At 33.9% G+C, this 14,105-nt stretch carries 8 protein-coding genes and 1 pseudogene; 1 reads left to right on the forward strand and 8 read right to left on the reverse strand.

Annotated features, from left to right (window positions below; translation table 11 throughout):
* The 5 genes and pseudogenes from BPMYX0001_RS28920 to fabF all read right to left on the reverse strand — a co-directional run.
* A pseudogene (locus BPMYX0001_RS28920) lies at positions 1-372 on the reverse strand (S-layer homology domain-containing protein); the annotation flags it as partial.
* 682 nt (positions 373-1,054) lie between these two features.
* Positions 1,055-3,385, reverse strand: a complete 2,331-nt coding sequence (locus tag BPMYX0001_RS28925) for a glycoside hydrolase (protein WP_078212088.1) — start codon at positions 3,383-3,385, stop codon at positions 1,055-1,057.
* 189 nt (positions 3,386-3,574) lie between these two features.
* Positions 3,575-6,037, reverse strand: coding sequence for a LamG-like jellyroll fold domain-containing protein (locus tag BPMYX0001_RS28930; RefSeq protein ID WP_087944653.1), 2,463 nt, complete (start codon positions 6,035-6,037; stop codon positions 3,575-3,577).
* Between the two features lie 591 nt (positions 6,038-6,628).
* Positions 6,629-6,949, reverse strand: coding sequence for a GNAT family N-acetyltransferase (locus BPMYX0001_RS35105; protein WP_078212092.1), 321 nt, complete (start codon positions 6,947-6,949; stop codon positions 6,629-6,631).
* 130 nt (positions 6,950-7,079) lie between these two features.
* Positions 7,080-8,315 (reverse strand): beta-ketoacyl-ACP synthase II, encoded by a 1,236-nt coding sequence (gene fabF, locus BPMYX0001_RS28935; RefSeq protein WP_006097689.1) that lies wholly within the window; start codon positions 8,313-8,315, stop codon positions 7,080-7,082.
* A gap of 122 nt (positions 8,316-8,437) precedes the next feature.
* Here fabF and BPMYX0001_RS28940 point away from each other — a divergent pair, with 122 nt between their 5' ends.
* Entirely contained in the window at positions 8,438-9,289 is an 852-nt protein-coding gene (locus BPMYX0001_RS28940; protein WP_006097690.1) for a helix-turn-helix transcriptional regulator, read from the forward strand.
* A 369-nt stretch (positions 9,290-9,658) separates the two neighbouring features.
* Here BPMYX0001_RS28940 and BPMYX0001_RS28945 read toward each other — a convergent pair whose 3' ends face one another.
* The 3 genes from BPMYX0001_RS28945 to BPMYX0001_RS28955 form a co-directional block, all read right to left on the reverse strand.
* Positions 9,659-10,141 carry an NUDIX hydrolase gene (locus BPMYX0001_RS28945; protein WP_006097691.1) on the reverse strand — a complete coding sequence of 161 codons (483 nt, stop codon included), beginning with the start codon at positions 10,139-10,141 and terminating at the stop codon, positions 9,659-9,661.
* Positions 10,142-10,756: 615 nt separating this feature from the next.
* Positions 10,757-11,344, reverse strand: coding sequence for a GNAT family N-acetyltransferase (locus BPMYX0001_RS28950; RefSeq protein ID WP_018781857.1), 588 nt, complete (start codon positions 11,342-11,344; stop codon positions 10,757-10,759).
* Positions 11,345-11,983: 639 nt separating this feature from the next.
* Entirely contained in the window at positions 11,984-13,171 is a 1,188-nt protein-coding gene (locus BPMYX0001_RS28955; RefSeq protein ID WP_033799582.1) for a nucleoside triphosphate hydrolase, read from the reverse strand.
* Positions 13,172-14,105 lie beyond the last annotated feature (934 nt).

Raw genomic sequence — 14,105 nt, forward strand, 5'->3', positions numbered from 1 at the left:
AACACCATTTATTGTACTAGAGATTCTAGGTGATGCGGAAGACAGACTACGTTTTGTTCTGTTGGAATTGTTAGGAACAGTTAATGTACCCGTTTCTTCATGAATACCTTCTGAACGTTGAAGACTGTCTGCTTTCTTATTATCGACAGTACCTCCACCACGTCCGTCTACCCCTCCAAAACTAGCTTCAATACTTTTTATAGCCTGTTCATCTGATGCTTGAAGTTGGTCTGTTTTACCTTGTTCTTGAACGCTTGTAGGTTGCTTATTGTTTACTGATTGTTGTTCCTCTGCAAATGATGCTAATGGTGAGGATAATACCGTTAATCCTGCTGTTAATGCTACTACTTTTTTGTTAAATTTAATATTCATTTCTACTTTGGTATATCTCACTATTTTAATAGATATACCTTCCTCCTTGTACTTCTTTTAGTGTGAATAATAGTTTAAATAATGGTAGTCTGAATCAAAAAAATAACGACTTGATTTTTCATTTCATATAATTAACTGAAATCTATAGGTCCTCCTAGATATGTCAATATTTCAGAGTTATAACACAACATTAGGGCTCCTCCCACAACTAAGACCAATGAAAAGAAAATCCAACACAGATTTTTCTTCATAATTGTTTAAATCTATATTGGGGAGCGTTTCAAACAAATATCGAAGAGAATGATAAGGACTTAAATTGTTCTCTTTTGCAGTTTCAACCACACTATACATGATGGCACTCCCTCTAGTACCTTCGGAAAAATATAATTTAAATAACATAAATAACCTTTAATATACGAAACTATAACATTTTACTTTATATCCCGTTTGTTTTCTATGAAATTCACAAATCTTTCAAAAATCCTGATTACAAATAAAAAGAGACTTCAAAACACATAAGTCCTTTTTTATGTTGGTTTGGAATAAAGTTTGATCAAACCTCAGGAGTTTTACCGTGACAGCTTTATCTAATGATGCAAAACGGTGCAACCTTTTTGCAAACAGTTAAACTTTATTCAAAACAGTACGACTTTATTTCAAAGAAACAACCATGTCATGTATCTTAGTATTTAGGAACTTCTAATATACTCTTTTTCTTCCCATCATATACTATAGCTGTTTTTGCTTTTATATTCTCATTGTTATATGTAAAATCTTGGTTTGAGAAATTCACAATCACTTTCATGTTTTTTCCGAATGTCGTACTTTGAACTTGCCGATCTTCAGACAATACTTCAAAATTAGTCATTGGTTTTGTTACGGCTTTCTCATGAAATGGAGACCATACTTTCAAATAAGAGGTAATGATGGATTTACTTTTCTCCCATTCATTTTTATCAATATGATATAAAGGTGGTACATTATACAACATTTCAGATAACATTCTATTTCCTATCTCATCCTTAATTCTAAAACTTCCCCATGCCCATTGGTGAGTAGTAATAATTGAATCATTATATACAAGTTTATATAACGGAATTGAATATACAGGATTATTATAAATATTTTTATAAATAGGTTTGATTGGTATGGTTTTGGCATTCGTTTCTGGAATAGCGCCATCTGGTGAAGTGGATTTATATCCGCCTACATAATATGGGCTCTGTTTATCTTTCATATCAGAGTCGGGCCAAATCCCAGGCGTTTCAATTCCATGCGCAAAGGCAATTATATTACTAGCAAAGTCATTCCCACCTTCTGATCCGACTACCATATGTTTTTCTTCGCTAATATATTTCATTCTTTGCAGTCTTGCTTTTACATCTTGTTCCTGAGTAGTAATGTGATTTGGAGAATAATCATCGTAAATTTCGCCTGTAGCATCACAATCGACAAACCAAGAATTAAACGGTATATTATTTTGTAAAATATCACCTACACGTTCTTGCACACTAGGTAAAGATAAAGTTGGATTTAACTTTCTTCCTTTTCCTAAGAATCCTCCTATTTTTACTCCTTTTTCATTCGATATTGTGGCATTTTCATATAAAGTTTTATCTTTAAAAGAAGCAGTATTCCAATCTCTATTTCCAACTTCATGAATCGAGTGATATGAATCATAAGGACCGATTAAATACCCCATTCTATTTGCTTCTTCTACCATTTTGGGATTCATTAATCCATTAGCCCAATTAGGTAAACCTATCCATGCTTTTTTAACATTCGATTTCTTCATATCAACTAAAACATCTGTTGTTTCTTTCTGTTCCCATTTACTTACTTCATCCACTGCATCTGTTAACTTACTCTTAATTAATCCTTTGTTCAGTGTATACAGTTCTTGTTCACTTAAGTTTTGGATTCCTTTTTTCAACAATTCATTTATTACAGTATCTGGATTGTTAAAAATATCTTTATTATAAAGTTGTTCTAATTTTAATACCTGATTTATCGCATTAACTATTACTTTTTGCTGGCTTTTATCAATAGCTTTTTGATTCTTTATATCTTGCATAACAGTTTCAAAATCTTTTGAGCCATCTTCCGTATTTTCTTGTAACAACTGTGCAATCCAATTTGTAAATGTCTCATCCATTTTTTGTGTGAATTTATCCCACTTGATATTTTCTACTGAAATCCCACTGTGGTCCCAAAAATAAATATGAGGAGCACCATATAATTTTTTAATGTTCGGATTTGTTTTTGCTTTTTCTTCTAGTGTCTTAAATTCTCCCTGTTCTTTTATATAATTTTTATAAATATTTGCCATCGAGACAGGGTTTTTATCAGTTAGATACAATCTGAATCCATATTCTTTATTCTTATTAATAGAAGGATATTGATGTGTAAAACTAAACTGTATATCGGAATCAGCAGTGAAATGAATATTATCATTATACATATTGTCAGCTATATACATAATGGAATATTTAGATTTATTCAATGCAAAGAATCTCATAGAAAAACGTTCTATGAATGACATGTCTTGATCTTTTAAATATTCTTTCCAGTTTGGGTCATTGCTAGGTATATTTTTTCCTTCCCATAATGGTAACGTATAGCTGTCCGCACTTACTTTAGGCCATGTAAATTCATTAGCTCCTTCAGACTTAGTAGATTTTAACTTAATACTTAAATAGGATTCTTTCTTTTCAATCTTCACATCTATTTGGTCATCTGGATAATTCCAAGATATACAATCATGTTTTTTTATTAGATTTGTTATTTTTTTCTTCGGTAGTGGTAAGGAAGCATTTTCTCTCACACCATCTTTTTCCACAAAAATTTCACCGGTTTCAGGATTCACATCAAAAGTAAAATTTTTGTATTGAGAAACTACGTTTTGTCCCTTTGTTGTAATATCCTTTTGTTGCGCATAACTCAGGGATGGTAATGTAAGACATATTGAACTCATCAAAATTGGAATGACTAGCTTGTTCATTTTTTTATTCATACTTATAAACCTCCTTTTTTGTATTTCTATCATACAAATACATTGTGACATGAATGTGACAATGTATTTTATTATTATTTAGCTTAATGATGAGTGGATCAAAAAAGAACGAATTCTTGCCGTGCCCCCTCAAGTCTCGAATGATCCTCACGCAAAAGAGACTTGTCCATGACAAGCCTCTTCCCCGCCCTATTTGTTTATACTATTCTCAACAAGCCCAGTGGCATCCTCTAATGTGCGTTGCATACTATCTGCACGTTGGTCCGTCATATTTTGATCACGTACAGCTGCTTCAGCTACTTGTATTTTTTGCTCTAATGCTTTCACTGGTTCATTCTTGTATTGCCCTACCTCTGTTCCTACTTGTATCTTTGTTAAGAAATCTTTTGCTCTATTAATCTTTACTTGAAGTTTTTCTTTCGCCGTTTGTGGCTTTTCTTCTGCCACTTTAGAATGTAAAAAGGTTTGATGTGCCGTTTGTAACGATTGATACATTGTAACGATTTCTTCTTTTGTTACCATCATTCTTTCAAACGTTTCTTTTGCACCGTTATACGCTTTTTGTAATGCGGCAAACGCTTTTTGTGAATATTGACCAGGCTTCTCTCCAAATTCGTAAGTACCTGCCAATGTTTCTTTTACCTTATTCATTTCTTCATATAAGTTATCGATCTCTTCTATTTTTATCCGATTATCAAACTCATTATAAGCCGCTTTCACTTCAGAAGGCGTTAGTGCCTTGCTATATAGTCTTGCAAGCACGACTTTTCCATTTAATGGAACACTACCATTACCAGAGCTTGTTGGATCTGCTCCAATCGCAAATGGTACGTTTGGATGATACACTTTCCCCGTTACTCGCTGACTATTTACTTTTTTTCCATCTACATATACTGCAAGCTCACTTCCATTATATGTTCCTGTTAGATGGTATGTGTTATTAGCTTCTAGCTGTACACCAATACGTTTATAACTGCCACCAATATGTGCCCATAATTCTACATAACCAGAACCTGTTGATTCAAATCCAATTCCACCGCTTTCGGTATTTTCCATAATTGCTTGATTGCGAATTTGATTCATAGAAAACACTGCTTCCAGTGTAAAGGAATCCTTTACCTTTTCTTTTTGCTCATTTGAAAATGGAATATATCCATACGTATTATTCCGTCCACTTAATTTCATTACGTGTTTCTTTAACTGTTTCTCATACTCAATTGTTACATTTCCTTTTACACTTCCATTTGCACCAAACGATGAATAATCTTTAAAAGTACCATCTAAAAAGTTCACATCGAATACATCTGCTTTCGGTACTTTCGCATTCGGATCAATTACTTCTGTATTCGTTTCAAATTCTTCACGCAAAGGAGCACTACTTTCATTTCCAAATGAATCTAATGCTGTTACTTCTATGTTATATTCCGTATTAATCTCTAGTCCACCTAATGTAAATGTCAGCTCTTTAGGCACCGGATCCCGGTAGAACTCGGAGAAGGCTAATAGCTGGTTTTTCACCTTTCCTGTTGCTTTCTCTTTTGCTTGCAAACGGTATGAGTGAACGAGTAAATTATCTACAGCTTGCGGAAATGTCGCTGTCACAGATGTCTCTGTTATATTCGAAAGTTTCAGCTTTGCATCTTGTAAAAATGCCGGCTTTTCCTTATCACGATCTTCCGTATACTTAAAAGATTCTTTCTTTGCTGGAAGTTCAACTACCCACGGCTCACCTGTCCAAGAGTTCGTATGAAAATCACGGCGATGAATCGTCACTTTTTGATCGTCTACTTCTACCAATAAACCTTGGCTTAATGTTTCAGCTCCCGGAGGAATATTTCCTTGTACTTTTCCGCTTTCCACTTCCATATAACTAACTGATGATGTACCAACAGACGTAAAGTCTTTTTGGTGAATTGACCTTGGATCATCAAGTGGATAATGAGAATGACCAGAAAACGTTACAGCTTGTGGATACTCTTTTAAGACTTCATTAATTTTGGCACTATCATTTGTCCCCCATTCATGACTCCCGTACACTGTTCCTTTAATTTGCTGATGTAAAAAGACAAAGATTGGCTTATTTGGATCAGCTTGCTTCGCTTTTACTAATTCCTGCTTCAACCAATTAATTTGTGTATCTGAATAATACCCATGTGTCACTCCATTTTCTGGGCTCATCACAAGAAAATGATAGCCTTTTACAGCTTTGTGATAATAGATAGATTCCATTCCTGTTTTTTTAAGAAAACGTTTCTGTGCATCATGTGCCAATAATCCGTTCCAATAATCATGGTTACCTAAAGCATACATAGCAGTTGCATTTTGATTTCCATATTGCTTATAAGTTTGGAAGAAACGATCATACTGCTGCGTCGAGCCACTGTCTGTAAAATCACCAACAACTACAAAAGCATCTTGTCTTGGAGCTACTGCGTTTAATTGCTGCAGCGCTCTTTGAAAACGAAACGTATCATCCGTTCCACTATTTTTAATGTGTACATCACTTAACACCGGAAAAACAAGCTTCTTCTCTGACGATTCTTTCTCTGTTTTTTCTTCTTTTGTTTCCGCAAAACTAGTCCAAGAAAAAGATGTAAATACTAAAAAGAAAACTACTAAAAAACCAATAAGACCTTTCACTTTACACAACATCCTTTTGATCACAAAAATCCTCCTCGCATATATTGTAAAATACAAGAATATTTTAGCGAACCGTTATTAAACTAGTATAAATTAAAGGTAAAAAATGTTAAAAATTTGTAAAACAAAGTAAAAAACCCCGAAAATAAGTCGGTTTCCTGGTTCTGGTGCAAATATATGAAGAAGAACGCGAATAATAGTAGATTCCTAGTGAAATCGTATTTTATGCTATAAGGGGGTTCAACCGCATGCCCATCAACTTAAGGTATTTTAATACCCCAAAGTGTAAAAAACATTATTCTTTCTAAACAAGCTAGATTAGAAAAAATAACGTTTTTGAACATTTCAATTCAAAGTGAACTACTTGATTTATTCGACGGATGAAAATTGGCAGGGCTCCAACTTGGATAACACAATTATTAGGATTGGAATGTTGCTTTCTGACATGAGTTTGGATAAGAGTACTTGAAACACTATATTTTTCTTTGTATTAACGAATTTAATTATTTAACAAATTGTTAAATCTCTCCTATTTTTAGCGGAAAATTATGTGTAACTATTTTTTCAAAACAGAAATAGACTTGATTGTTAACAGGTTTTGACTTAAAAATAACTTCTCCTTTTTTTACATATCCATTTTTTTTCGTAGAACTTTTGAGAAACATCGTTTTTTGAAAAAACATCTAAGCGGATACCCGTATATTTCCGCTGAATTGCTAACCCTTCACAAAAATCTAGAACTGCTTTTCCATAGCCATTGCTTTGTTGATCTGGATGTATACAAAATGAATGTATAACAAAATAAGCTCCTTCATTATAAGACCATTGGATATTTGACCATTCTATAGGTTGCCATTCATCAAGTACAAAAACTCCAACTAACTCAGTTTTATTTTTTAATACATATAATTCCTTGTTTTCTATTTTCTCAGTAAAGTTTGATTAAAAATCCTGTATGATATGCAGGACTTTTTTGTTCCGCAATCGGGCCATTTAATTGAATAAATCTAACCGTTTCTAGAGGAAACGGTCAGATTGACGAGAGAAAGTTTATTCACTCGTATTTCTTTAAAACAATAGCTGCATTATGACCTCCGAAACCAAATGAGTTAGATAGTCCCATATTTATTTTCACTTGGCGAGCAACAGATGGTACATAATCCAGATCACATAATGGATCAGGATTTTCTAAGTTAATTGTTGGAGGAACTATCCCTTCCTTTAAGCTCATTGCTAAAGCAATTGCTTCAACTCCACCAGCTGCCCCTAACATATGTCCAAGCATAGATTTATTAGCTGTTACTGGAATCTGATAAGCTTGTTTTCCAAACAGCTGCTTAATAGCCATCGTTTCAGAGATATCCCCCACTTTTGTACTTGTTGCATGGGCACTAATAACATCAATTTCTTCAGGCGATATATTAGCATTTTTTAAAGCTGATCTCATTGCAAGATAGGCGCCTTTACCTTCCGGATGTGTAGCTACGATATGGTGTGCATCTGAACTTGCACCATATCCAATGACTTCTGCATAAATCTTTGCCTCTCTACGTAAAGCATGAGATAAAGATTCTAAGATTAGAATTCCAGCTCCTTCTGACATGACAAATCCATCTCGATTTTCATCAAATGGGCGACTAGCTTTAGTGGGATTATCGTTTCTTGTTGATAATGCTGTAGCGTTACCAAAGCTTGCTATTGATAAGTCTGTAATAGCTGACTCTGTTCCACCCGCAAATATAACGTCAGCTTCTCCAGAACGAATTAGTCTAAAGGCTTCTCCGATAGCCGTATTTCCAATTGCACAAGCAGAAACAGGTGACATAGAAGGTCCCATCGCATTCCACTTGATACTAATTTGTGCCGCAGCAGCATTAGACATTATGGCAGGTACTAGAGTTGGGCTGACTCTTCTTGGCCCCTTCTGCCTAAGCGCATCAACATTTTCAATCAAGGTTTCAATCCCTCCGATACCTGAACCTACGTATACGCCTAACCTTTCTACATCTATACGATTGAGGTCTAACTTAGAATCTGACCAAGCTTGTTCAGCTGCAGCCAAAGCAAATTGAGAAAAACGATCTAAACGTCTTGCTTCTTTCTTTCCTAAAACTTCATCTGCATCAAAACCTAGGACGATACCCGCAATTTTTGTTTTATGATTGGTAACATCGAAAGTATCGATATTGACTATACCAGATTCCCCTTTAATTAGATTGTTCCAAAATGTTTCGATGTCGTTTCCTATAGGAGAAACTACTCCCATACCAGTAATCACAACTCTTTCCACTTTGCATTCCCTCCAATCAATAATATACTTGTATTTTACAGTCATTTTATCCTATTACAAGGGGGGATTTATCCTAGTATAACTACTACTAGGTTAAATTGATATGATAAGGAATTTTAAAAATGAATAATAAAACTAGGCTTGAAGCTCTGTCGGCATTCTTAAAAGCTAAGCGCGCCCAAATTAGTCCAGAGTCTATTGGTTTGCCTGCCGGAACCCGGAGAAGAACACCTGGGTTACGAAGAGAGGAGGTTGCACAGTTAGCAGGTGTAAGCACCACTTGGTATACATGGCTAGAGCAAGGAAGAGATATAAAGGTTTCTACAATCGTACTTGATTGTATTTCTAATGCTTTGCAATTAAATAATGATGAAACAGACTACTTATATGACCTGGCATTAGAAACAAATTCAGAAATTACAAGTCCAAAAAAGGATCACTCAAAGCTTAGCCCTTCTTTAATACGAATACTAGCTGAATTAACATATTGTCCGACTATCATTACGGATCGACATTGCCATATTGTGGGCTGGAATCCTGCAGCTGCTTATGTTTTTTTAGATTTTGAACAAATACCGAATGATCAAAGAAATTTGATTCGTTTAGTGTTCACTCGAAAAGAATTAAAAGCATTGGCCGTCAATTGGGAACATTTTGTGAAAGGTTTTCTTGCTATTTTCCGTACCTATTATGGACGCTATTTAGACGATGAATGGTACAGCCAGTTTATTAAAGAAATGAGTCATTCACATTCAGAATTCCAGGATTTATGGCAAGAAAGTCAAGTGAGTAAGGCTCCAGACATGATAATTGAATTCAGACATGCTAAAGCAGGCAAAATGTTGTTTAATTTAACTTCTCTTCAAGTTCAAGGTGATATGGATTTACGGTGCAGTATCTATACGCCAGTAGAGGAAACAGATACAGAGAATAAATTAAAGCGATTAATGAAGAGGGTTTCCGTTGAAAATTAATAAAGTAAGTTCATTACATTAGCGAAATGATACTGATTACTGAACAAAGTCATTATTCCTTATGGGAAAAGAGTTAACTTTACTGTTGCCCTTTTGTTCTATGGGTGGATGGCGTTAGTTGAAGGAAAATAAGCTAATTTGCATTCGGATTTCTATTTTCGGTATTCCATTATAGGGCGCTTTAATTGAGCAAGAATCACAAAAATTATCAAACTTTTTTATAAAAGGATGATTCAATTGAATATAAAAAAAGCGTGTTTTAATCAATTTTTTCAAAACACGCTTTTTCTATTTGTTCTTTTATCAAGGTTTATTAAGTTAATTTAATCAAACTTTATTCCAAGGCTACATTTGTTAAAGAAAGACTTGCTAAAAGATTAATTTAAAATAACTAAGAGTTGGTACTATGCAATTAGAATTATACATACTTTCAAGCTCTGATTTTGTTACCCATTTAATATCGCTTACTTCATCTTTTTGAAGTATGGTTTCTGTAATTTCAAAGCTTTGGTTAAAAAGCCATACATCATAAAAATCATTGTAAACATCCCTGCGTTCGCTCTCTATCAGTTTTCCATTAGACCGAGACAAGTTAATCCCGATTTCTTCTTTCACCTCTCGTACAGCACCATCAAGGCTATTTTCACCTACTAATATAGAGCCACCTGGACATTCCCATAGATTAGGATGAGGTTTATCAGGATGTCTTTTCGTTAGAAGAATTTCACCTTTTTTATTTCTTATCCAGACATGGACAACTATATGATAATTACCAACTGCTAACGGAGTACCACGTACATGAGTTTTATTTGTTTTATTTCTATTTTTATCGTAAACATCCCAAACCTCCATAAATGCGCTCCTAAATTCAGTGGTTCAATTCAATATCTCGGAAAAATTCTACAATCCTTCTTCGACTAACCTGTCCCATTAGTTGAAGAATCTTAGAAATGATACTGAGAAAAGAATGTAACCTACTTAAATTTTTCGAAATGATTAGTTACCCAATTTTTGTTATTTTCAACAATATACTGTTCTGCATGAATTAATTTTTTTACAAGTTCTTTTTTAGTTAATTTGGTTCTGGTGCGAAAATGTTAGTTAGAAACATAGAGTAACAATTTCCTCTATATTTCTAGCTTATGAAGATAAACCAAATAATTTATGAATAAATTGTTTTTGAATTTGGACAGACTTGTTCTGAACAAATTTTCCTTTTCCATATCAATCACACACCTTTTTCTAGAGTAATGCTATCAGTATGTCCAAGTTTAAGAGATTACTTGCAAAAGTTTTAGAGTTTTTGCACCAGAACCCTCATTTTTAAGGACACAAAATATTTTAAGAGTTTTTTAGCTTATATGAACGAAAGTTTATTTTGTTTTCGCTCTTAAGTTGATGGGCATGTATGGTGACCCCTATGTTGTTCAATAATAGCGCTCTTTTCTGGAACAACAACATTTTCTATTAATGATTTTTCATCCACTCTGATTTATTCAATATATAGTGATTGTATAATTCGCTTTCTATTGTCTGTTGACTCAGATAAGTAAATCCACATTTTTCAATAACTTTATTTGATGAAACGTTGTTAATTAAAGCTACTGCGTTAATGACATCTAAATTTGTATTTGTAAACAAATAGTTAATCAATCCTGTAGACGCTGTAGTAGCGTATCCTTTCTTTTGATATTCACTTGAAATGGCATACATAATTTCTCTATTCGGTGAAGGTAGCTCATCTTTAATACCTGTACAGCACCAACCAATAAATTCATCCGTTTCCTTAACAAATACCCCTAGTTTTAAAAAATGACCATCTATGTTTGATGTATTTACAGCGGCATCAAGAAATGCTTTATTTGCTGGTATTTCATAATTGGTAACCCAATCTACCCTTTGTTCTTTTGTTGATTTCCAGTCTGGCAAGAACTTAAATATTTCGGGTTGATTTGAAATTCTGTATATACTATCTGCATCTTTAATGGAAAACTCTTGGAGATAGATATCTCCGCAATCTATTCTAAATAATCTTTCTGATGTTTTATGCTTCATAACTCTTCCCCTTGTAAGTCATATTTTCATTACTTCTTTTATTGAGCAACCTTATTCCATTTAACTCCCTTTTCCTTAATAACAATTATCTCAAAATTTAATTATTTATACAATCACATATTCCATAATATGGACGTTTAACGGAATAACTTATTACCACTCCACAGTTCCTTAATCTATCTTTCAATTCAGATGTTCTTTTCCTTTTCACTATAAAAACACCCCTTTAGATAACCATCTAAAGGGGTAGAGCATCGCAACGTTTTTATAAACGTCGCGACTTTATTTTAAATCCACAATTATCCCTTAATGTACAGAGAATCGGCTTTTTCTATGCGAAAAATCGCTTAGCGTACGAAATTCGCGTTTTGTTGGTGCTACCCCATCGCAATCAAGCTAAGAAAAGTAAATACCCCCAGAACGAAATTTTGTGCTAACTTGTAGCAAAAAAGCTCATTTTTTCGTTTTGGGGTAATTCTGAATTCTTAAGTTGATGGGCATGTGGCGGTACCCCTGTTAAGAAACTTTGCAACAGAACCAATAAAACAAATAACCGGTTCCACAACATGCAAGAAACCGGTTAAAATATATCTAATTTATCTCTGAACTTAAAATTTATTTTCAACATGGTAAGGCTTATTAACTAGCAATCATGACTCCATTATCTGCAAATTCATACCATTTTTTATCAATAAACAATTTGCCAGTAGCCATAGACCCATTTTGATTTAGATAATACCAACTGTTTCCTTCTTTTAGCCAGCCAGTAGCCATCGATCCATTTTGATTTAGATAATACCAACTTTTCCCTTTCTTTAGCCAGCCAGTACCCATCGATCCATTTTGATTTAGATAATACCAACTGTTTCCTTCTTTTAGCCAGCCAGTAGCCATCAATCCATTTTGATCTAGATAATACCACTTTCCATTTTCATATAACCAGCCTGTTTTTGCTTCTCCGTTATTTTCTAGGTAATTCCAACCTATTCCATCATCTATCCAACCTATTGCCATTTCACCGTTGTCTTTAAAGTAATAACGTTTTCCATCTACCCTTGTCCATCCTAATGCCATCTCTCCATTGTCTTTTAAGTAATACCATTTCTCATTTATCAGTTTCCAACCGGTCAACATCTCACCGTTATCTTGAAGGTAGTACCACTTTTCATCGACTAGCATCCAGCCAGTTTGCATTTGCCCTGTATATTCATCTAAGTAATACCATTTGCCGCCTTCGTACAGCCAACCAGTAGCAAGTTCTAATGTTTCAGCATCAACATAATACCAATGGCTTGTCCCATTCAACTCTATATAATTCCAACCAACTGGAGGAGCTTGTAATGTAATGTCACCATCACTTAAATCTTCCAAACTCTCATAATCTGCAAGCTCGATTTCTTCATATACATTAGAATTATATGCCACTAATGATTTATACCAAGGAGAAATCTTATGAATTGCCCACGTACCGATTTGTTCATAATTGAATTCACTTTTATAAATAGCCTCATATCTTTTGGTTTGTTCATTATAGTTTAAGTATATAATTTGGTATTGTTCTTCTTCCTCTTCATTTAAATAAGGAAGACTATATTCTACCTGAAGTACTTCACCTTTTTTTGGTTTTACGATTTCTTCATTTACCTCAACACGAATTTGAACGTTGATTTCTTTACCAAAGAGCACCTCGTTTGGCGTCACATGAACACTTTCAATCCAATCAATATGTTTTGTTTCCGCACCTACTTCTTTACTAAACACCACGCTCATCATAACCATGATTACAAGCATCATCGCTTGCATCAAAATTTTTCGCATCATACCCATATGTATGTAGCCTCCTGCATCCATAAAATTGTGACTTGTCATTCCACCCTGAAATTTTTTATTGTTACGAATAGTAGCGATAAAAAATTTCAGGGTGCAAAACAAAACAGGGGAAAGGAAGATAATTTGGATGAGGCTCTATCAATCTAGTGATATATATAAAGGGCATTTACATAGAACTCACAAATATTTCTTTTGAAAAACGAAAAGGAGTTTTGTATCACTTGTATTGGTGTGGTAACCACGTAATATGAAACAACCGCTTATTCACTTTCCTTAAGATTTAGGGGGAAATTAGCGAAAAAGTGTACGGATGTTCACACATTACACTCCATTTTATCTTCTATTTCCTTTAGCCTGTTCCATTAAAAAATTGGAGCATCTGTTCACTCCTACTAAATAAATTAAAGAATGAAAATAAAAAAAACAAGATAGAATTTACATTTGGAAACATTTACATTTTTAATTTTAAAAGTTTTTCTACAATTTTCTACAAATCATTTACAGACTCCCCTTATATCCCTTATATTAAAAGTGACTATATACAAATACTAAACAATGTGTAAAAATCACTTGATAAATCATACACATAGCAAAGGATCAGAAAGGACTTCATTCACTGCTCCTATAAAGAGTAAAAAAGAGGTAGTGGCCATGACTCCTGTCCCTATCAGAAACCTTATATAAGTTATCATTTTCAAGCATTATGAAAAGTACCATTATAAATAGGAAGAAACTCGTTTCATATAGAAAAAACGGTTCCGTTTCAAGGTTTGACAGAAGCATAAACAGGTTGATAAATGTGTAGCAATATTGGTTCTGGTGCAAAAACCATTTGATAGAGATATAGAATCTACATGGCCTATTCAATGACAGATTATGATGCAAATCCAAATAACTTATGTATGAACCCAACTTCATTTTGTGCAGACTT

It is taken from the genome of Bacillus pseudomycoides DSM 12442 (assembly GCF_000161455.1).
In the GTDB taxonomy this organism is placed as follows: Bacteria; Bacillota; Bacilli; order Bacillales; family Bacillaceae_G; genus Bacillus_A; species Bacillus_A pseudomycoides.

Coding starts and splice junctions, on each gene's coding strand:
- BPMYX0001_RS28925 (WP_078212088.1), bottom strand. CDS start 3,385: ATGAATAAAAAAATGAACAAGCTAGTCATTCCAATTTTGATGAGTTCA.
- BPMYX0001_RS28930 (WP_087944653.1), bottom strand. CDS start 6,037: ATGTTGTGTAAAGTGAAAGGTCTTATTGGTTTTTTAGTAGTTTTCTTT.
- BPMYX0001_RS28940 (WP_006097690.1), top strand. CDS start 8,438: ATGAATAATAAAACTAGGCTTGAAGCTCTGTCGGCATTCTTAAAAGCT.
- BPMYX0001_RS28945 (WP_006097691.1), bottom strand. CDS start 10,141: ATGGAGGTTTGGGATGTTTACGATAAAAATAGAAATAAAACAAATAAA.
- BPMYX0001_RS28950 (WP_018781857.1), bottom strand. CDS start 11,344: ATGAAGCATAAAACATCAGAAAGATTATTTAGAATAGATTGCGGAGAT.
- BPMYX0001_RS28955 (WP_033799582.1), bottom strand. CDS start 13,171: ATGGGTATGATGCGAAAAATTTTGATGCAAGCGATGATGCTTGTAATC.